20 protein-coding genes are annotated in these 20,993 nt (G+C 54.2%); 14 read left to right on the top strand and 6 right to left on the bottom strand.

The features are described from left to right. The first annotated feature begins 239 nt into the window (after window positions 1-239). The 9 genes from ispE (at window position 240) to KTH_RS18275 (ending at window position 8,530) form a co-directional block, all read left to right on the top strand. A complete protein-coding gene (gene ispE, locus KTH_RS18235; protein ID WP_497620357.1) occupies window positions 240-1,166 on the top strand; it encodes a 4-(cytidine 5'-diphospho)-2-C-methyl-D-erythritol kinase in 927 nt (308 codons plus the stop codon). 24 nt (window positions 1,167-1,190) lie between these two features. Then, complete coding sequence (locus tag KTH_RS18240; protein WP_170142310.1) at window positions 1,191-1,346, top strand: DUF5679 domain-containing protein; 156 nt, start codon at window positions 1,191-1,193, stop codon at window positions 1,344-1,346. 271 nt (window positions 1,347-1,617) lie between these two features. Further along, window positions 1,618-2,676, top strand: a complete 1,059-nt coding sequence (gene waaF, locus KTH_RS18245; RefSeq protein ID WP_497620359.1) for a lipopolysaccharide heptosyltransferase II — start codon at window positions 1,618-1,620, stop codon at window positions 2,674-2,676. After that, the gene (locus KTH_RS18250; RefSeq protein ID WP_497620361.1) at window positions 2,673-3,884 is read left to right on the top strand and encodes a glycosyltransferase family 9 protein; all 1,212 of its coding nucleotides are present in this window, start codon (window positions 2,673-2,675) and stop codon (window positions 3,882-3,884) included. Before waaF (KTH_RS18245) ends, KTH_RS18250 begins: the two co-directional genes overlap by 4 nt. Before the next feature lie 84 nt (window positions 3,885-3,968). Further along, window positions 3,969-4,700, top strand: coding sequence for an IMP cyclohydrolase (locus KTH_RS18255; protein ID WP_497620363.1), 732 nt, complete (start codon window positions 3,969-3,971; stop codon window positions 4,698-4,700). Between the two features lie 174 nt (window positions 4,701-4,874). Beyond that, the gene (gene waaF / locus KTH_RS18260; RefSeq protein ID WP_497620365.1) at window positions 4,875-6,161 is read left to right on the top strand and encodes a lipopolysaccharide heptosyltransferase II; all 1,287 of its coding nucleotides are present in this window, start codon (window positions 4,875-4,877) and stop codon (window positions 6,159-6,161) included. Beyond that, window positions 6,158-6,964 carry a GNAT family N-acetyltransferase gene (locus KTH_RS18265; protein ID WP_497620367.1) on the top strand — a complete coding sequence of 269 codons (807 nt, stop codon included), beginning with the start codon at window positions 6,158-6,160 and terminating at the stop codon, window positions 6,962-6,964. Before waaF (KTH_RS18260) ends, KTH_RS18265 begins: the two co-directional genes overlap by 4 nt. Beyond that, a complete protein-coding gene (locus KTH_RS18270) occupies window positions 6,961-8,121 on the top strand; it encodes a glycosyltransferase family 9 protein (protein ID WP_111318726.1) in 1,161 nt (386 codons plus the stop codon). The genes KTH_RS18265 and KTH_RS18270 overlap by 4 nt, the downstream gene beginning before the upstream one ends. 58 nt (window positions 8,122-8,179) lie before the next feature. Then, window positions 8,180-8,530, top strand: coding sequence for a hypothetical protein (locus KTH_RS18275; RefSeq protein WP_111318728.1), 351 nt, complete (start codon window positions 8,180-8,182; stop codon window positions 8,528-8,530). A 32-nt stretch (window positions 8,531-8,562) separates the two neighbouring features. Here the strand turns inward: KTH_RS18275 and KTH_RS18280 are convergent, their stop codons facing one another. Together KTH_RS18280 and KTH_RS18285 are read right to left on the bottom strand one after the other, a co-directional pair. Beyond that, window positions 8,563-9,831, bottom strand: coding sequence for a radical SAM family protein (locus tag KTH_RS18280; protein ID WP_497620370.1), 1,269 nt, complete (start codon window positions 9,829-9,831; stop codon window positions 8,563-8,565). 46 nt (window positions 9,832-9,877) lie between these two features. Then, window positions 9,878-10,180: a hypothetical protein gene (locus KTH_RS18285; protein ID WP_111318732.1), complete on the bottom strand. Its 303-nt coding sequence runs from the start codon at window positions 10,178-10,180 to the stop codon at window positions 9,878-9,880. Window positions 10,181-10,399: 219 nt separating this feature from the next. Here KTH_RS18285 and KTH_RS18290 point away from each other — a divergent pair, with 219 nt between their 5' ends. After that, a complete protein-coding gene (locus tag KTH_RS18290) occupies window positions 10,400-11,029 on the top strand; it encodes a helix-turn-helix transcriptional regulator (protein WP_497620372.1) in 630 nt (209 codons plus the stop codon). On the opposite strand, the gene aroA is transcribed toward KTH_RS18290, so the two are convergent. After that, a complete protein-coding gene (aroA, locus tag KTH_RS18295; protein ID WP_497620374.1) occupies window positions 11,026-12,381 on the bottom strand; it encodes a 3-phosphoshikimate 1-carboxyvinyltransferase in 1,356 nt (451 codons plus the stop codon). The two genes, KTH_RS18290 and aroA, sit on opposite strands and share 4 nt — an antisense overlap. Before the next feature lie 303 nt (window positions 12,382-12,684). On the opposite strand from aroA, the gene KTH_RS18300 reads away from it, so the two are divergent. Continuing rightward, the gene (locus tag KTH_RS18300) at window positions 12,685-13,857 is read left to right on the top strand and encodes an FAD-dependent oxidoreductase (protein WP_497620376.1); all 1,173 of its coding nucleotides are present in this window, start codon (window positions 12,685-12,687) and stop codon (window positions 13,855-13,857) included. A gap of 29 nt (window positions 13,858-13,886) precedes the next feature. Here the strand turns inward: KTH_RS18300 and KTH_RS18305 are convergent, their stop codons facing one another. Then, a complete protein-coding gene (locus KTH_RS18305) occupies window positions 13,887-14,273 on the bottom strand; it encodes a hypothetical protein (protein ID WP_111318740.1) in 387 nt (128 codons plus the stop codon). A 488-nt stretch (window positions 14,274-14,761) separates the two neighbouring features. Here KTH_RS18305 and KTH_RS18310 point away from each other — a divergent pair, with 488 nt between their 5' ends. Beyond that, entirely contained in the window at window positions 14,762-15,721 is a 960-nt protein-coding gene (locus tag KTH_RS18310; RefSeq protein ID WP_497620378.1) for a hypothetical protein, read from the top strand. 60 nt (window positions 15,722-15,781) lie between these two features. Here the strand turns inward: KTH_RS18310 and KTH_RS18315 are convergent, their stop codons facing one another. Continuing rightward, on the bottom strand, window positions 15,782-17,269 hold the full coding sequence (locus KTH_RS18315) for a molybdopterin-dependent oxidoreductase (protein ID WP_111318743.1): 1,488 nt from the start codon (window positions 17,267-17,269) through the stop codon (window positions 15,782-15,784). A 115-nt stretch (window positions 17,270-17,384) separates the two neighbouring features. Then, window positions 17,385-18,410, bottom strand: coding sequence for an alpha/beta hydrolase (locus KTH_RS18320; protein WP_497620381.1), 1,026 nt, complete (start codon window positions 18,408-18,410; stop codon window positions 17,385-17,387). A 359-nt stretch (window positions 18,411-18,769) separates the two neighbouring features. On the opposite strand from KTH_RS18320, the gene KTH_RS18325 reads away from it, so the two are divergent. Both KTH_RS18325 and KTH_RS18330 read left to right on the top strand, forming a co-directional pair. Beyond that, window positions 18,770-19,780, top strand: coding sequence for a D-alanyl-D-alanine carboxypeptidase family protein (locus KTH_RS18325; protein WP_497620383.1), 1,011 nt, complete (start codon window positions 18,770-18,772; stop codon window positions 19,778-19,780). A gap of 59 nt (window positions 19,781-19,839) precedes the next feature. Then, entirely contained in the window at window positions 19,840-20,955 is a 1,116-nt protein-coding gene (locus KTH_RS18330) for a 2-hydroxyacid dehydrogenase (RefSeq protein ID WP_497620385.1), read from the top strand. Window positions 20,956-20,993: the final 38 nt, after the last annotated feature.

Below are 20,993 nucleotides of genomic sequence, written 5' to 3' on the forward strand. Positions count from 1 at the left end.
TAGGCAAAATGGGCGATAAAGAAATGAGATCAGTCACCAGGATGGACAGCGTGCTTGACAATTTTTGCATTTCTAATGTATTCTCTCCACACCTTTTCCAAACAGATCAGGATTGCCGCGTGCAATGTTGATCGTCTTCTGGTTGCGCCTCATCAACATCTATGCTGTAATCAGCAATGAGCGCGTATCAGAATAACCCTCACTATAATAAAAAATTATAGCGTAGACATTCAGGTATCATGACGAACACACACCTTTCTGAACAGCGAGCAGGTCAGACCTGTTTTGCCCGGTCGTACGCCAAGATCAATCTGACCCTGGACGTTCTGAGGCGTCGGAGCGATGGTTTCCATGAGCTGCTGACGATTATGCAGACCATTGATCTCTACGATACCATCTGTGTGACCGCCATCGCTGAGGATGCGGTGCGGCTCACCTGCTCACGCCCGGAACTTAACGGCGATGATAATCTTGTGGTGCGAGCGATCCAGGCACTCCGCCAACGGCTGGCACTGCCTTACGGCTTTGAAGTGGAACTCTATAAGCAGATCCCGGTCGCTGCTGGCCTGGGAGGCGGAAGCAGCAATGCAGCAACTGTACTCACCCTGCTGCAACGGGCATGGCAGTTGCCCATCTCAGCAAAAGAACTGCATGAGATCGCGGCCGCCCTGGGCTCCGATGTACCGTTCTTCCTGGAAGGCGGGCTTGCCTATTGTGAAGGTCGCGGAGAAGTGATTACACCTCTGACACCACACTGGCCCGCTTCCATGCGCTGGCTGCTCCTGCTCAAACCAGCTATCAGTGTCTCGACGGCCTCCGTCTTCCGAAACCTGACGCCTGATGACTACTGTGATGGCTCATGGAGCCGGAAACTGCGCACTGCGCTGGAACAGCAAACTCCCGTACGACCTGAAGACCTGCATAACAGCCTGCAACGAGGTGTGCTGGAACAGTATCCGGAGGTTGCCCGAGCCAGAGAAGAGATGCTTCGCGCAGGAGCGCCTCACGTCTATTTATCTGGCAGCGGACCAACCCTCTTCACTGCATTTACCACCCTTGATCCCGCTGTACGTGTACAGCATCAGTTGCGCGAAGCAGGATATGAAGTATATCTGACCCGCGCAATTCATCCTCAGCACGAGGATATCAGCTTTTTCAGCTTTTAACGGATAAAAGGAGGTAATAACACTTTGGCAGACCTGTATTATTGCGTGAAATGCAAGAAAAAGACCGAGATTAAAGACGCACAGCGCGTCACGATGAAGAACGGGAAACCAGCGTTGAAAGGTCTCTGTGTCGAGTGCGGCACAAAAGTGAATGCCATTCTTGGCGCGAGCAAGCAATAGGTTTACACACAGGCTCATACCTTCTATACCAGGGCAAAACAGGTCCGAGGACGTCGTCTGGACGACGTCCTCTCTCTTTTGTACTCTCTGGTACTCCTTTCATCGACTTTTCTCGCTCTTCTCGGTTATAATAAAGCCGACTTGATCGAGAGGGAGGGCTTTTACTCTGCGTCAACAGGTTATCAGTGCGGTCTGCAAGGCACTCCGCATTCCATTTACACTGCTGGATACACTGCGCATCGGAAGCGCCAGCAGACAGCCACGCTCTATTGTGGTGATAAAGCCTTGCTGTCTGGGCGACCTGATTATGACAACGCCACTGCTGGAAACGCTTCGTGCCAGCTATCCCAATACCACCATCACCTATGTCGCGGGTTCCTGGTCAAAGGTCATACCAGAGCATCACCCCGCCGTCGATCGTGTGATTGATTGTGGCTCGGTCGGTATTTTTGGCCGGTATAGCCTTAAAGAATATCTGCAACTGGCTCGCAAACTACGAACCTATCGCTTTGACCTTGCCTTTGTGCTGGATCGCTCGCCACTTCTGACGCTGCTTCCCTGGCTGGCTGGCATCCCTCGTCGCGTGGGGCCGGATAGTCTGGGACGTGGCTTCTCACTCACTGATCGTGTGCCGGTATCCGGCTCATCCGAACACCTTCAGCATGAGGCAGATATCTATCTTGATCTGGCACGTGCCCTGAAACTTCCTATCAGACAACCACGCATGCGCTTTGTCCCGACCGAGGAAGAACGGCGCAGCGCTCGGCATCTGGGTCAACCCCAGATCGCTGTGTTTGTGGGTGGTGGTAGTAATCCCGGCATGGAGTTGACCGCGAAGCGCTGGCCGCTGGAACGCTATCGTGCCCTTGTCGCGAAACTGGTTCATGAATTGCAGGCCCATGTGCTGCTTATTGGTGGTCAAAGCGATACCGAGCTGACCCGTAGCCTGCTTGATGGACTGGATGTTCCTGAGGGAAGCGTTGTCAATCTCGCGGGCAAAACCAGTATCGGCGAACTGGCGGCGCAGCTTGAGGCCTGTGCTCTCTACATTGGCAATGATAGTAGCCCGATGCATCTTGCCGCCGCTGTTGGTATCCCGGTGATCGGCATTTTCGGTCCCACCAGCCCACAGGAGTACGGCCCCTATCCAACCGATGACCCGAAGCATATCGCCCTCTGGAAACATCCGACCGGTCAGCCCTGCTTCTTCCTGGGGAAAATGAACGCCTGCCAGAACTGCACCTGTATGCAGGCCATCACCGTAGATGATGTGTGGCAGGCAGTCCTGCGCCTGCTTCCGACACAGCAGAATAGCGAGGTCGTCTCATGAAGCACATGCTCCGTATAGCACTTCTTGAGGCCGTTCGTGTGGCCGGCCTCCCGGGAGCCATCGCCGCCCGGGCAAAAGCACAGCAGCCGCTTCCCGAGCGCCCGCGCATTCTGTTGATCCGCCCTGACCATCTGGGTGATATGGTAATGACCACGCCCGTGCTAGATGCGCTTCGCGCCTATGTGCCCACTGCACAGATCACGATGATGGTCGGTCCCTGGGCGGCTGATGTCGTCGCCCGACACCCGGCCATTGATCACCTGCGCACCTGTGCCTTCCCGGGCTTCCGCCGCACGGCCCAATCGGCGCTTGAGCCCTACACGCTGCTTCGCCAGATAGCCCACGAGCTACGCGAGGAGCACTATGACCTTGCCATCAACCTGCGCAATGACTTCTGGTGGGGCGCAGCCCTGATGTATCTGGCAGGCATACCGCGCCGAGTCGGCTATGCCCTTGCTCCAGCGGAACCCTTTTTAACGCACGCCCTGCCATTTCGGCCGCATCAACACTCGACTTTCTATAATCTTGAGCTGACCAGCGCCGGACTGGAGGCCCTCGGTCTGCCGGCTCTTGAGCAGCCCTTCGCGCCGGAACGCTACCCGCTTGTCTTCACGCCAACCACCGACGAACAGCGCTGGCTTCAGACGCAACTTGAACAGGCTGGCATCGATGAGAAGACAGAAGTGCTGGTGATCCACCCCGGAACCGGAGGCGCGGTCAAACTCTGGCGCAATGCCGCCTGGACCCGCAGCGCGAACGCCCTCCTCAACAGATATCCGACAGCGCGTCTGGTGCTGACCGGCAGCCCCGCTGAGCACGAGATGCTGGAAGCAATCGCACAAGGCATCGAGCCGCGCCCCCTGCTCTTGAGTCAGATGACGACCGGACAACTGGCAGCGTTGCTCAAACGGGCCAGTCTGGTCCTTGGCGTTGATAACGGGCCGCTCCATCTGGCTGTAGCTCAGGGTACGCCCACCGTGCGCCTGTTCGGCCCGACTGATCCCGCAATCTTTGGCCCGTGGGGCCCTGCGAACCGCCATATCGTTATTACCTCACAGGAAAAATGTCCGTCCTGCCCATGTATCCCTTGCGGTCGCCTGGATTTCCGCCCCGATGAACTGGATGAGCATCCCTGCGTGAAGCGTATCCCCGAACAGGCCGTTGAAGAGGCAGCCTGCACCCTTCTGAATACCTTCTGCCGCCAGTAATGGCCGCGTTTCACGATAGTTGGCGTGATATGCTACCATGAGAGTGCAATATTATTCCAGTTTATGAAGGAGTTTACTCGCACAATGACAGATGCGCTAGCGCTTGCTCACCAGAATTTCAAGCAGCATATCCAGAACAACCCGTATCCTGGACGCGGCCTCGTCATCGGACGTTCAGAAGAAGAGAACGGCTGGTTCATTATCTACTGGATCATGGGACGCAGCGAGCAGAGCCGAAATCGCCGCTTTGTGGCTGATCGCAACGTCTTGAGAACTGAACCGGTTGACGCTCGTCTGGTTGAGGATCCCAGCCTGATTATTTATGAGGCCATGCTTGACCTTCCATATCGCTACCTTGTCAGCAACGGAGACCAGACACGCACTATCTTTGAGACCCTGCAAGCGGGAGGCACCTTTGATGAGGCACTGGCGAAACGCGAGCGCGAACCGGATGCCCCTCACTACACGCCGCGCATCAGTGCAATGCTCGATTTGCAGCAGCAAACGGGGAGCGTGTGCTTCAGCATTCTCAAGGCAAGCAAGATTGATCCTGCCTATACAGATCGCTTCACCTATCGCCCGGCTATGCCTGAGGCGGGGTTTGGCTTCGGCCTGACCACCTATCAAGGCCCCGGAAATCCACTGCCGAGCTTTAGCGGCGATCCGCTGCTGCTCCCCTGTCAGGGCAAAGCTGAAGATGTGCTAAGAACCTACTGGGAAGCACTGAATGCCGAGAACCGCATCTCGCTGGCAGTCAAAAGCATCAGCGCCAATGGAACAAGCAGGCTTATTCTGCACAATCGTTTTGGGAGCTAGGAACCAGTTGGAACAGCGCGGGCGGGAGGAAGAACAGATCAACTTTCTCTCGCTTCTTGCCGCTCTATAAGCTCTTCTTCCCAGTCAAAGGGCTGCATATTTGCAACTTTACCTCGCACTCTCTATAATGCAGCAAAGAGAGTTAGATTTGAACACCTGAAAATAGAGGAAAATATGTTGCAGCCAGGGATAGATGAATACGGCTACCCAACACGACCGGCTTCACAGCGGAAACTTCGCAATGTGCTTGTTCATAGCATCAGAGACGCGTTACTGAAGACGATCTACAGCGGCCTGAGTGTGGCAGGGCTCGCGCTCCGTCTCAAAGAAGCAGGGAAGCGCAAGCAGCCACTCAACCCGGCCACCTTTCACCCCCGACGCATCTTGATCTTACGGCTTGACCTCATCGGGGATCTGGTGATGTCAACAACGGTGCTCCGTCTGCTCAAGCGCACCTATCCAGATGCAGAGATCGATTTGATGGCGACGCCCGCCAGCGCTGCACTGCTACGCAACGACCCGGATATTGCCGATCTGATCTCCTATGATCCCAATATCTGGCGCAGACCACGCTCGCTCTTCCAGCAAAAGAACTGGCAAGAACTGCGCTCATTGCTGAAACGTCTGCGTGATCGTCACTATGATCTTGCAATCAGCGTCTATGGCCCGTGGGCGGCTATCCTGTCCGTGTTGAGCGGCGCACCCAGACGCATCGGGTTCGCGGAAGAAGGATACCCTGGCTTTATGACCGATCCAATCGCAGGAAGACACTGGCGGCCCGGTGATCGCAAACACGAGGTTGATTACTGTCTGCAACTAGGGCGAGCGGCCGGTGCACAGCCCACCGAGGCCGATCGCATTCCACACATTTTTGTAGAAGAACAGGCTCGTCAGGAGGCTCGAGCGCTGTTACAGCAGCATGGATGGAGGCCCGGCACACCCCTGATTGCCTGTCACGTCAGCTCTCATAACGGACAATCCAAGCGCTGGCCTATCCCGTACTGGGCCGCATTGGTCGATCGCCTGATCCACGATGATGGCTATACCGTGGTCTTTACTGGAACGCCACAAGATCAACCGATTATTGAGGCTGTGCTTCAGCGTATGCGCGAACGCCCGCTGAACCTGGCGGGAAAGACCAATCTGATCCAGCTTGCGGCCCTGCTGCAACAGGCTGATATCCTGATTACAGGCGACAGCGGCCCCATGCACATCGGAGCCGCGGTCGGTACAAACGTCATCGCCATTCATGGTCCGACCGATCCCACCCTGAGTGGTCCCATCAGCCCTCGGGCGACCGTACTGACAAGCGATATCTGGTGTCGTCCCTGTTATACCGCCGAAGGACCGGCTGATTGCCGCTTCTTCACTACCCAATGTATGAAAGACATTTCTCCGGCTCGCGTTCGTCATGTCGTACATGCTCGCTTACAGCCAGCCGCGAACGAGGCAAATGCATGAAACCACTTCAAGACACAACCGATTTCACCTTCGCAACCGCCGTTGATGCTATCATCTGTGAGGAGATGGCCGGATTCGGACGAAGTATGCCAGAAGGTGAGCTCCACGAGACAGCGGAACTCACCTGGCTCTATACCGGAGTGCCTATTCTGAACGCCGTCCTGCAAACGCATATTCCAGACAATGACGAGCGCACCATTTCTGCCTACATCGACAGGATGTCCCGCTACTTCACAAAACGGAATACAGGCTTTGCCTGGGTGCTGGGAGCGGCAACCCGCCCGGTTCACTTCGCCCACTTTCTCAAGCGTCGCCGCTTTGTGCATCTGGTGAACAAGAGCTGTATGGCACTCAACCTTTCCGAGTTCGCCCAGGACGAACCTACACCCGAGGGACTGACCATCCAGAAAGCACAAGATGCGGAGAGTCTGGCCCCATTACAAAAAATCGAGCAGCAGGGATTTGGCAACCCGCCAGACATCGCAGCACTGTACTATAAGAAGTATCTCTATGAGGGCTTCAACGCTTCCTGGCACCACTATATAGGGTATCAACACGGGGAGCCTGTCGCTATCACCTCCCTGCTGCTGCATGCGGGGTTAGCAGGCATCTTCGGCGTAGCAACCCTTCCTGAGGCGCGGCGACAAGGTATCGCCACGGCAATGGTCCGGCACGCACTGCATGAAGCACACCGCTTTGGCTATCAACATGCAGTGCTCTCTCCGACCTCAATGAGCGAGAAAATATATCGTCGTCTCGGTTTCCGCGACTACAGCACAATCTCTATCTGGAAAAGTTCATGATGCATACAACACAGATTACGTTACCAGAGAATGCCCGCATTCTTGTTGTGAAACTGGCCGGGATTGGCGACCTATTGCTTGCGACTCCGGCCCTTCGTGCGCTGCGTGAGAGCTATCCCAATGCCCGCATTGATCTACTGGTTACACCTGACTCTGCTGGATTGCTCAACGGATGGAATGCAATCGATCATATTATTGTTCTTGATAAATACTTGTTTGACTATCCCAAGCAATTTATCAAGCACCCCGGCAATCTCAAGCGCCTGTTACACCTGTTGCGCCCGCTGAGAGAGGGCAGATATGACGCAGTACTCCTGTTCCACCACCTGACGCTGCTCTTTGGCAGGCTGAAACATCAGGCATTGATGCGCGTGACGGGGGCAAAGTGGCGCGTTGGGCTGGATAACGGTCACGGCTGGTTCCTGAATGTTCGTGTCAAGGATGAGGGCTTTGGCGCGATGCACGAAGCTGACTATAATATGGCGGTTGCCGCAGCCGCTGGCGCAACTATTCGCGATAAGTCGCTGTTTCTTCCATTAAGCGACGAGGAACGGACAGCCGCCCGATTGCTCGTCTATGGTGAGGCGACCGAGGAAACGCTCCAGCGTCCTATCATTGCCATGCACCCGGGCAGTGGTGGCTACAGTACAGCGCGACGCTGGGCCCCGGAAAAATTTGCGCAATTAGCAGATACCCTTTATCATGATGTTGGGGGACAATTACTTCTGATGGGGGGTCCAGAGGAGGCCGAACTGCATCAACAGATCATCAGCCTGATGCGCTCAGAGATGCCGGTGCGTAGTCTGGCAGGGAAGGGAAGTATCAAAGTGACGGCTGCTGCCCTGGAGCTAGTTGATCTCTTCGTCGGCAACGATTCCGGGCTGATGCATCTGGCCGCCGCAGCCAGAACGCCGACCGTTGCTATTTTTGGCCTTTCCAACTATAAAGCCTGGGGGCCATATACCGGCGAACCGCAACCAAAGCGGGCCACCGTTGTACACCTGGATCTTCCCTGTATGCCTTGCTTCTATCGCGAGCATATGCTTGGAACACCGGAAGGCTGTGCCACCCGCGATTGTCTGGCCTTGCTTGGGGTCGATCCGGTCGCGGTTGCAGCTCGCAGGCTGCTCCGTGAAACAGGCAAGGTGCAGCGCTAGCAGCAATCTGTTTGTCGTTGTGATAGAACCAGTGGAAGCAAAGGGATCAGAACATCTTATGAGTCGTGAGAATGAAACATCTTTTATTGCTCTGGCCTCATACTCGCCCGAAGAGTATGCGAAACTCCTGCGTGTCGCAGACGATGCGGATGATATGCACCCGACCTGGAGAGAATGGTACTGGGAATCCCAACGGATGACCGATCAGCTCCGAGGCCAGGGATACGCGGTTCTGCCCATCTTTATTATTGTCGAAGATCTGCTTGAATTCTGCCGCGAACACAATCTCCCGGTCAATTCACAGACCCGTTCGCGCTTCGTTTCGGAGCTTGCCAAACGGCTGCAAGGAGAAGAGCGGCCGAAGAAGCGCAGAACCACTCGAAAGAAAACGCAAGAAGCAGATGGGTAAACTCCTTGCTCACCTGCTTCTTACTTTTGTGCTTATGCTTGTACGCTTGATATCGGTCGTTGAATGGGTCGCGTAAAGTTGCCAAGCTCCACCTCAGGAACCTCGCGCCGTAATACTTCCAGAAATGTTTTCATGCCAAGCGCTTTCCCCATCGAGTCGAGCGCGGGCATCCGCGGCAACAGGACTTCCGGATCAATATTCAGGTTGCGCAACTGGATCAAACACAGCTTTGTCTCACGCACAAACGCAAGCAGAGATTCAACCTCGCGCTCTCGATCAATCATACCCGGGAAACAAAGCAGGTTAATCGACGTATACAGGCCAGCATCTCGCGCCCGAATCAGCGATTCCTTGATATCCTCAAAGGTGTAACCAAGCGGGCGATAATAGGCGGTATAGGTCTCAGGGTGAGCCGAGATCGTACTGACCCGAATGGTATCCAGCCCGGCATCATAGAGCTTCTGGAGCCAGCGGGGCCTGCTTCCATTCGTGTTGATATTAATCACACCTTTATCAGTGCGGGCACGCATTCCCTTGATCGCCTGCTCGATCCGCCGAAACTGTAGCAGCGGCTCCCCTTCGCACCCCTGCCCAAAACTGACAATCGCATCAGGAGCGCTCTCAAGGTGTGGAACCGCAACTTCAACAATCTCCTCAACCGTAGGAATAAAGGTCAGGCGATCCTGTGGCGAGATCAGTTCCTCCTCCTCTTGCTTGGAGATACAACCAACGCAGCGAGCATTACAGCCCGGCGAAACCGCAATCGCCATTTCCCAACGTGAGAAAAACAGGTTACTGGCAGTCGGACAGGAATAGTCAAGCGCACAATGTGCATGCTGCTTGATCACCCGGTTCTCGGGATATGCGCGTAACTTCTCACGCACCAGCCGCTCCAGCTTGCGCCGGGGGAACGAGCGCGGATGCCACTTATATGGATCATCGGTCTTGACGGCCGCGACATAATGCCGCCCGTTTATCCCGGCGACGGCGCTATAGCCAAAGAAGGGCAAGGGCTCAGTGTCCGGGATCTTCTCGTACGCGGGGAGAAGCGTCCGAGTATAGCCAATCGGGAGCAGCGCCGCCAGCGCCCACCCACGGGATTGAGGCAATACTTTCCGTTCTCCGTTTTTACGCAAACCAACAGCCAGCCGATCCGGCATCATCGAGAGAGTGACGCCATCGGGAAGCGGGATCAAATCTTCGGCCCGCAAAGGGTGTCCATCAAAGGAAAGCGCCTGTAAGCTACGATCTTCGCAAATTTCACCCTCGGGCGTACAGTACAATACGTATGGAAAAGACATTCTAACCTACACTATCAACGCAACATGCTGCTCAAGCAAAAGGAGTTCAATGCATCGGGGGAGGTGTGACCGGGATCCTCGGGCTGGTCGGACATTCGTCAATCAGATCCTCGTCGTATATTCGCGGCAGCCCACCGGTTACCCCTGTCTGCGCCTGAGTAGCAACACGTTTCTCCAACTCACGTGTGTCCTCATAGACGAAGCTTAGCAGGATATGCTCGCCGCGCATACTCTGGCACATATAACGGATGCGCGGGCGCTCCGCTTCCATCCAGGCGTTGACCAGAGTTTCCAGTGCGGACATACTGTCCCCACATTCTGCACTATCAAAGCCTTTAAACCTATACACATTCCTTTCCTTTCGGTTATTACTGGAAGCTTCCTCTATTCCCTGCTATGCTTTGAGCAAAACGCCTTACAATTGTTGGCTATTGTATCACTCCGACAACCATTTTTCCATAGCCCGATACAGCGTTTGCTATAATAGAGTACACACAAGAAAGTCAAGGAAAATATTGACTTTACTGACAAAGACGCAGTGCTCCCCGGGAAAGGAAAGGTGCAAGTAATGAGAACCTGGAATCAGCGCTTCTTCACAAGCACACGCGGACGCATCATCGAAATTCTTCGCCAGGATAGTTGCACGGTTGATGATCTGGCCCGAAAACTTCAGCTTACCGATAACGCAATTCGTGCCCATCTGACCACACTCGAGCGCGACGGCCTCGTACAGCAGAACGGTGTTCGACGCGGCTCCAGCAAGCCCGCCAGCGTCTACGAGTTGGCCCCGTCTGCCGAGCAGTTCTTCCCCAGAGCTTACGGAACTGTGCTCCATACTTTGATTACTACCCTGGCCGAACAGATGGATGAGGAAGAGTTGATAGCACTCCTTCGACTGACAGGCGAACGCCTTTCGCACCGGCTCGGATTACCTTCAGGCGATGTACCCACCCGCCTGAAGGCAACAGTCCGCATTCTTCAGGAGCTTGGCGGCGCGGCGCATCTTGAGCAGCATGAAGATCACTACTGTATTCAGGGGCAACAGTGTCCATTGGCCGCCGCAATTGAGGCGCACCCGGCTGCCTGCCAACTCGCAGAGGCTTTTGTTTCTGAACTGGTAGGAGTTGCCGTACAGGAACAATGCGAGTTGGATGAAACAAAGCCCCGCTGCCGCTTCCTGATCCCTCTCACCCCTTAATACAGGTTCGCGCCCAGAGCTCGCAACACAGCAAAGAAATGCGGATAGCTTTTGACAATATGCTCGCCTCCGGTAATCGTCAGCCCGTGGCGACTTCGCATGCCTACGATTGCCAGCGCCATGAGCAGACGATGATCGTTATGCCCATCGACGGTAACGCCGCCCTCGATCCCCTCTGGTCGGCCATTCACAATAATGGCATCTCGGCGCGGCTCAACATCACAGCCCGCCCGCTGCAACTCGGCACACAGATCATCAATCCGGTCGGACTCCTTGTAGTGCAGGCTCTCGATATTGAAAAAAACACTTCTCCCCTCGGCAAAGCAGGCAGCCGCCACCAGCACCGGAATGCAGTCAATCACGACGTCGCCATCAAGCTCGATGCCGTGCAAGGGCCGCCCCCCTCGCAGCGTAATCTGCTCACCATCACGGACGAGGTCGGCGCCCATTGCCCGAAACGCGCTCAGCAGCGCCTCCCCGATCTCTTCTCCCGGACGCAAGCGCGTCAGCCGCAGTTCACTGGCTGGATCGGTCGCGACACTGGCCGCAGCAAGCAGTGCAGCCGCCGATGGATAATCGCCAGGAATGACATACTCACGTGGCTGATAACGCTGATTGGGCTGAATCTTGAAGTGACGTAACGCAGCATCATGCTCGATCACAATACCAGCCTCTTGCAACACCTCTAGCGTGGCCCGGGCCAGCGGTTGCGACTTGAGCATATCCACCACCTCGATTTCAACCGGCTCCGTCAGCAGTGGACATAGAAACAGCAGAGCACTGAGATACTGCGAGCTCCGTGCACCTGAAATACGAATGTGCCCTCCGCGCAGGTTGCCACCGTGGAGGGTTAGGGGAACACAGCCCTCGGGTCCGGTCGCCTCGTAGGTCACTCCAAGCGATGCCAGTGCTTCCAGCAATTCACGGTTTGGACGTTTGCCCAGCGAGAGAGGATGATCCGTCTCAAATGTCACCTGCGGCAGCAACGCGCCCAGACCGAGGAGCAAGCGCAGAACTGCCCCGGCATTGCCTACCTCTATCGTGACCGGGCCCTGTACCGGAGGCCGTCCACCGATACCCTTGATACGCAGCACGCGCCGTTCAGCATCATCCCAGGCCAGTTGTGCCCCAAGCGCCCGGCATCCTCGAAACAACGCTTCGCTATCATCGCTCTGGGCCGGATAATAGATGACACTCTCTCCATCAGCCAGAGTCGCGGCCAGGACATAGCGCAACGTGTAATACTTTGAAGAGGGAATCTCTGGTTGCCCGTTGATCCGTAGAGAGCCAGCAACAGGTGCAACAGTGAGCGTCTGTCCCGGCACAGGAGACGTGATGAGTGGTTCTTGCATTGCAACTCCTTTGGTTGATGATACGATGCCTCCATTATATGCGATTCAAGGCCACATCGTCAGGTACGCAGGAGGAGGAAGACAGAGCAAATACTTTTCAAATCATAGAGTTCCCTGAACGAACTACAAATATTCTACAAAGTTATTACACTTTCACTACATGAATATATCAAAGGTATGCATAGTAAAGGTCAAGGCGTTTCTATACTATAAGAAGCTCTTTCGTTGATTCCAAGTTTATTCTCTGTTATAATCATACCAACTCTTCTATACACAAGAAAGAAAACAGGAGGCAGAGTTACCGTGTTCCGTGAGAGATTTGTCATCGTCGGAGCCGGAATTGTAGGATTGGCGGCAGCATATGCCCTGTTACGACAGGGAAAACGAGATGTCACGGTGCTGGAACAGGCGACCGTTGCTCATCAGCGTGCTACGTCATCTGGCCTTTCCAGACTTCTGCGTTTTGAATATGGGATGGATACCTTCTATCCGCAAATGGTGCAACTGAGCCTGCAACGCTGGCATGAGCTAGAGCATAGTACGGGTCGCACGCTTTACACCAGAACCGGGATGCTCGTTCTGGGACATGAAAACGATCCTTCTTCTGAAGGAAGCTATCATAGCTTAAAAGACCTCGGCCTCCCCATACAGCGTATCAGTTCGCAGGCCTGCCGTCAGCGTTTCCCGCAATTTCAGATTGAGCCTTTTTCTTTTCTGACATACAACATCGAAGCAGGCATGCTCTATGCATCGAAATGCTTACATACATTGCGTGATGCCATCCGTGACCTGGGAGGAACCATCGTACCCAATACGCGTGTTACGCATTTTTTCTCAGATCAGCCTCTGCAACCAATTCGTCTGATTACCAATGAGCATGACACTATATATGCAGAAAAGGTCATCCTTGCAACTGGCCCCTGGGTCCAACACTTACTTGGATCGTTACAGCTCCCTATTCGTATCACACGTCAATATGTTCTGTACTTTACTGGCCTGCCCATTTCTCCCTTTGCGTTGAACTCCTTTCCGGCCTTTATGGCTGATGATCTGTACGGAATGCCAATTCATAACACCTGTCAGGGAGATGGCCCCGCCTGGTTGAAAGCCACCTCTCATAGCTTTGGGACGCCTATTGATCCTGATGAGCCACCGAATATTGATCCGCTCACGATCGAGCACATTACCACAAAGCTTCAGCACCTGATCCCGCTGCTGCAAAACGCAACACTGGCACACGTTGATACCTGTATGTATGATGTCAGCCCTGATGAGGACTTTATTCTTGACTTTCTTCCCGACGATCCACGTATTGTATTTGCAACAGGTCTGACGGGCCATGGCTTCAAATTCGGCCTGCTTCTGGGCGAGATACTCAGCAATATGGTGCTTGATCGTGAGCCGATCATTCCCCTGCAACGCTTTCAGGTCTCCCGCTTCGCACAACCCCGTGTCCATGCAGGCTTACTGGCCTGAAAAGCGCTCTATCTGTGAGGTATCACCCCTCACAGATAGGTCAGAACATAAATGCCAAGCATCACGCCGATATTGAGCAGCGAAAGCGTACAGCCTATAATCGCCAGCAAAAGACTCCAGCTTGCAAGCTTCTGAAACGCCCCGATACGCCTCCCGAGCAAACTCAGCACCAATCCTGCCAGCGCCATTGGCAAACCACAAACCGGGAAAATAGACGCCGCGATGCTGAAAATACCTAAAACAAGTCCGGTAAAGAGAATATGGTACTGATTGGCATCTGGAGCGACATAGGAGGAACGCACAGGCGGCGTTGCAGGCGCTCTGTTCCACAAGAGATTGTGCACTTCCAGCGGCTCATGTCGAACTGGCTGAATCTGTCGATACGCAGCATGTGGCTTGATTGGTCGTGTTGTCATTCTTCCCTTCTCCTCTCGACCAGAACAAAACCGGGATGCATTTTCACCTCAAGCGAACTCAACGATCTCTTCAGCATAGCTTCAACGGTAGACAACATGAAAAGCCCACCTTTCCAGCGATCCAGTTTTCAAGCCCCGGACTCACTCCCCGCATCACCGCATCTGGATCTATTTCCAGTATAGGGCTCTTACTGAGCCCAATAGATCTATATATTTCAAGCAATCAGCCCGGCACCACCTGAAAGGAGAGGCAGAACACGCTTCTCCTTCCCTGGCCGTGAACATTCATGTATAGCTTTTTATGGTTGAGATGATTGACAAAATGGCATGATGCTTGTAAAATCCGCATTAATCAATGTGTGTGTGGATTGGATTGTAGAGGAGGTTCATTTTTCATGCCGTCAATCTGTCCTCATTGCTCTCGCGTCAATTTCGATCAGGCTTCCAGTTGCATTCATTGCGGCACAAAACTCCCTATGAGGAGCAAAATGACAGGCTCTTTCGCCAAACTGCCCGCCCTGAAGCGCAATCATTCGCCAGCCCCAAACACGGCCGATCAGTTGCGGTCTAAAGATGCCCTGCTTCATGAGACCACGTCTCCCGTGTCACAGTCTTCAGGCTCTCATCCTACCCTGCCAACGACACCGCAACCGGGAGCCCCGACCGAACAACCTGCCAACAGAGAGCTTCTCTCGGAGAAGGGCAAGCCAACTACAGCCCGGAGCACGACGAGCAGCCCCGGGATTGTGGTCTCCCATCATTCCTGGCTCGTCAACAAGTCACCGCTTGATACCGTCCCGATCAAACAGGAGATTGTACGAGCGGTCATCACCGAAAAAGCCTATCAGCAACAGCTTGAAGAGACTCGCGTCTCGCTTGAAGAGTACCATCAGAAAGATGGCAGGGAAGAGCGCACGCTAATCACCATCCGCCGGAAAGCAACCAGTGGCTTCATCTATGTGACCACCGTGGGCAACAACCTGTACATCTCGCGCACCATCAGCATCTGTATGCCCTTTAATCCCTTACGCGTTATACTGCTGATCGTGCTGACTGCGCTGGTCCTGCTGGCTCCACTCTACGGCTATATCGTGCTCCAGCAAGCGCTGACCACCTCGTTTACGCAACAGAATTTTGAGCAGTTCTATCAAAGTCTGATCTTTTCCTGGGATCTCTGCTTTATTCTCTCCATTCTCTATGTCCCGCTCCTGTTACTCTTTATTGCAGCGCTTGGTATCATTTGCTCGCACTGGATCAGAGAGAAAGATCCGTTCAGGCTGCTGCGGTCCAGTACGCTCCACCCTTTTCAACATGACGACATCGCGATTCTGGAACACATTGTTGATACGCTACTGCATGAATCGCTCGACTATTTAGGGCTCCCCGCTGTCACCATAACACCAGCGCGGCGCATCTATCAGCCCGGACAACGTTTTCCTCTCTTCTGACCTTCATATGGACAGCAAGAAAGGGGGAACGGCTTCTTGCAAGCTTGTTCCCCCTCTCTCTCAGATCTCAGCATCGATTCCATAGTAGCGCACATCCTCACGATAACCACCCTGTCCGTTGCCGAACGGGCGATACGATTGCACCAGTTCGATCGAGCGCAGGTATTTCACCATCTTAAAGCCGAGCGTCGTTTCCACTCGCAGGCGCAGCGGTGCTCCGTGCGGAATCGGTAGCGGTTTCCCGTTCATCTCATACGCCAGAATAGTCTGTGGATGGCAGGCCAATTCTATATCAATGACCTCATAGTATGGGCGCCCCATAGAATCCTCTTCCAGCGAAGTGAAGACCAGATACTTCACATCGGGCAGAGCGCCACAGGTCGCCAGAATCTCGCTAACACAGACGCCCTTCCACTCCGCAACTCCTGTCCAACCCTGGATACAATTATGCAGCGTCCTTTGTTTGGTCACGGGCATACGCTTCAGGTCATCCAGGGAGAAATGCATAGGGTTCGCAACCATCCCTTTCACCTCAAGCCGCCAATCTTTGAAACCTTCCTCAAGAAGCTGCTTGTATTCTTCCGTATCGGGCGGACGTCCATTCACCCAGAAGTAGGGCGTGAGATCAGCCCGGCTATAATCCTGTGCTGAGGTCACTCGCCGGAGGAACAGTTTTTGCAGTCGATCCACAAAATGGCCCAGTGTGTGCTGCACCCCCCGCTTATGGCGCAAGGTGAACCACGATGCCCAGGCGTAAAAGAGTAGCACAAAGGCTAACGCAACAACCGCTATTGCGATCGCAAGGCCAAGACTGCTTTGTGTTGTTCCAAGAACAATATGGCGAATGTTGTCATCAAAATAGACAACCAGCACCAGAAGCGTATGCACAATGGTAAACAACACAAAGATGACCAGCATGATAAAGTGGAGGCTCCGTGCAACCTGTCGATTACCAAAGAGCCTGGGATACCAGGGAAACCGGCCCTCAATCGCCGGTGACATCGCTGCCCCGGTCAGAAGCGATAACGGAGCGACCAGAAACACAATCGCGGCGTAGGCAAGCTGCTGCAAGGGATCATAGGGCTGAAAATCCCCTTTCGGCGGAATATGGAAGGTCAGATAGGTACCCATTGTATGGATAGCTCGCGGGATAATATCCCAGGATGTGGGAATCAGCCGGCTCCACTCGCCCGTTGCAAAGAGTAAGATCACATAGATCAGCCCGTTGAGAAGCCAGAACGTGACCGAGAAGAAGTGCCAGTGCCGCCCCAGTCCCAGATTTTCGCCTCCCGGTAAAGCCAGAAGAGGCGATGCCTTCACCTCTTCATCCATTGAGGTCCACAGCTTGTCGCGAGGGACTTTCTTTTTCGTGAAGCGCAGCCACTCGCTTCCGGGTTTACAGGCGATATTCCAGTATAAACGGGGGTGCGCCGCCAGAATCTGAATGCCACTTCGCATCAATAAACCGATAAAGAGAATATTGATAAAGTGCGTAATGCGAAGCCAGGCCGGAAAACTGACCGCAGCCAGAATCACAGAGATATCCATTGGTGTTCCTGCTCCTCGTCTCTCTCGTAATACAGTTTCTGCTTTGATGAGTTTGCCCTACTAAAGACACGAGGAAGCAGGAATCACTGTTTCTCAGCGATTATGCAGCAGGAGTTCAGGGAGCAAGGCGTTCAGCCAGGTAGCGCAACGAAAGCGGATAGCGATACTCGATAGAAGAGTGCGTTCCCTCAAAAAGCTCGAAGAAGACATCCCTGACACCGATCAATTCCAGCGCCTGCCGGAACGCTTCCGCCCCCAGATCAAGATAGAACTGGTCATGTCTGCCGGCGTCAATATAGATGGCCTTCATTGAGCGCAACGCCTTCGCATAGCGTGGTACCATCCGCACCGGGTCCCATTGAAGCCAGCGCTCCCAGATCTCGGGAATCAGCTCGCCTGTTGTCGTATCATAGGGAAGCTTCACCGTGCCATCTTTCTCCGCCGAGTAGCAGGCAGCCATCCCCCAATCATTCAACAGGTTAAAATCGCTCTCGCGAGTCAGCGGAACCCGGCTCCGGAAATCCTGCCAGAACTTTTCATAAGAGCCATCATAGTGCTCGCGCAGCGCCCGCACAGAAGCCGGAAACATGGGCAAATAGCACATCTCAAAGAGGGCATCCCCGGCATGGGTAGCAAAGCCTCCCCAGAGATCCGGACGCAACATCGGCGTTATCATCGCGCCATAGCCGCCGCTCGATTTCCCGGCAATGCCCCGATGCTCCCGGGAAGCCAGCGTCCGATAGTGGAGATCAACCCAGGAAACAACCTCATCACACAGGTACGTATGGTAGCGCCCAACCGCGGGAGAATCCAGAAACTGACTGCCACCATACGAGGTCCAGCAATCGACCCAAACCACAATGCAGGGAGGAGTTCCCTGCTTCGTAAAGAGCTCGTCTACCATTTCTGGGAAGTTCTTGCGAAACGCCGTCCGATTCCGCCACATATCCAACTGACCGGTAAAGCCTTGAATCATATAAATAGCCGGATACCGTCGGGCGGGGTCGTCATCGTACCCGGGAGGCAGATACACCCAGAGCGGGCGTTCATAGGGGTCATGCAGCGGGTTCCCTTTCAGCACTTCACTCTTGAAAACATGCTCTACGAGACGGCCTTTCCACTCGATGGACCAGGGTTGCATAGAAGCTCCTTTCTTTCATCTCTTCCCGGCAAATTGATAGTCGATCATTTGCCTCTCAGAGAGGAACACCAGAGACAGAGTTTTGTACGCTCTTTCAAGTAGTATATCCCATTGCAAACAAAGAGGTCTGATCTATTCGGCCCACCCAGCGCCACTCTCACGAGAGAGCGATACAAAAAGCGATACCATCGCACACCTTATTCTCTTTTCGCCAATAACAACATTGATTCTCCTGAAATTGCATGTTACAGTAAGCCAGACAATGGGGAGGCGGCTTCCGACTCTGTTTCCGTTCATCTCTGTTTCCTGGCATAGAATGTATGAAAGCTATTCTGTCTCTAAAAAGGAGCATATACCTTATGAAGAAGAAGAAACCTATACTGCTTCTCGCACTTATCATAGTGCTGGTACTGGGAATGCTGGCCTCTGTCCTTGCCTTCACCTCCGTTGCGAACCCGTTGCTCGCGTCTTTTGGGCTCCGGAAGGCTCCGGTAACGCCAACCATCATGCCACACCCGACGGCTACTCTGACGCCATCACCAACCCCCTCGCCTTCACCTACCCTGGAGATAACACCCACTGTATCATCAAAGCAGAACGCACCAGTCATTCAGGCTGAAGCGGCCTATCTTTTTGAGGTCAATAGCGGTAAGGCACTTTTCCAGCAGAAGAATGATATGCCGCTACCCGTTGCCAGTACGACCAAAATGATGACGGCGGTGCTTGCGCTGGAAAACGGAAACCCCGATCAGCGCATCACGGTGCCAGAAGCAGCAATCGACCACGTGCAGGGAACCGATGCCAGTACTGCACAACTTGTGGCCGGGGACGTGCTGACCCTGCGCGATCTCCTCTACGGATTGATGCTTCCCTCTGGCGCTGATGCCGCCTATACCATCGCACTGGTGATCGGCGATGGCTCCGTTGATACCTTCATCCAGATGATGAACGCGAAGGCACAGGCGCTCGGCATGACACAAACACACTTCGTCGATGCCGATGGTCTCACTATCGAGGGCGACGTCAGTACATCGACCGCAGACGATCTTGTTACTCTGGCCCGCTACGCGATGACAATTCCACTCTTCGCCGAGATCGCCAAATCACCCGCATACGAGGTACAAGCAACCAGCACCAATCACAGATACACCTGGCCAAGCCGGGTCACACTCCTATCGTCCTATGAAGGGCTGCTCGGCATCAAAACAGGCTATACAGGAAGAGCGGGCTACTGCTTTGTCTTTGCAGCCGTTCAGGACGATCACTATATCATTGGAGCAATTCTACACGATACCAGTCTGAGCCAACGCGATATTGACGCCACTGCGCTGCTCAACTGGGGCTTCGCGAAGCTGAAGGGCACCCTGTAGGGCTCGGGCATCGGGCCTCTTAGCTTGCAATCCAGGAGAGCAGTTTGTTACAATGACTGGTGGAACACCCCCGCGTCTGGCGTTCCACCACCCTGCACCCGGGACACCAGAAAGAGACAGCGCCACCCTCCGTCACTCTTTCGTGTCCACGCATTATTTTCCTGGAGGCAATGATGTCTGACAAACCAAAGATCCTGGTCACACAAAAGGTTCCTGACGCTGCCTATCCAATCCTTGAATCCTTCGGGATCGTCGAGGCCAACGAAGAGGAGGGGGTCATCTGGTCGTATGATGAATTACTCCACCGTGCTCCCGGTCATGACTATCTCTTCTGCCTGCTCACAGATACCATCGATGCACGTTTCCTGGAAACCTGTGCAGCCGCCAATCCGCGCCTCAAGATGATCGCGAATATGGCCGTTGGCTTTAACAATATCGATGTTGCCACCGCGACCCGACTTGGCATCGCGGTCAGTAACACCCCTGGAGTGTTGACCGACACCACCGCCGACCTTGCTTTTGGCTTGCTTCTGGCGACCGCGCGCCGCATCCCCGAGTCTGAACGCTTCTTACGTGCCGGGCGCTTTACCGGTTGGGAACCACTGCTGTTTTGTGGGGCAGAGGTTTACGGCGCGACACTGGGCATTATCGGGGCCGGCAGGATCGGTCAGGCGATGGCCAGGCGTGCCTCGGGCTTTAACATGCGGGTGCTGTATCACAACCGCTCGCGCCTGTCAGCGGAAGAAGAACAGCGCTATAACCTCACCTTTGTCTCGTTCGAGGAGCTGCTGAAGGAGTCCGACTTTATCAGCCTGCATTGCCCCTATACGCAAGAAACACATCATCTGATCGGTGAGCGCGAGTTTGCACTGATGAAGCCCGAAGCCATTCTCATCAATACCGCCAGAGGTGCAATCATCGACGAAAAGGCGCTTGTCCGAGCGCTCCAGACAGGCCAAATTGCCAGTGCAGGACTGGACGTATTTGAAAACGAACCGGCGATTGAACCAGAGCTCTTGCAGATGGAACACGTCGTCCTGGCTCCCCATATTGGTAGCGCTTCCCTGAAAACGCGCTCCCTTATGGCAACCACAGCCGCGAACAACCTGCTGGCATTTCAGAAAGGGGAGGTACCGCCCAATATCCTGAATCCTGATGTGCTGGATCAACAATAGCACAATCATCGGCTCTTTCGTGATATGCTGACAAATGT

The organism is Thermosporothrix sp. COM3, assembly GCF_059696735.1.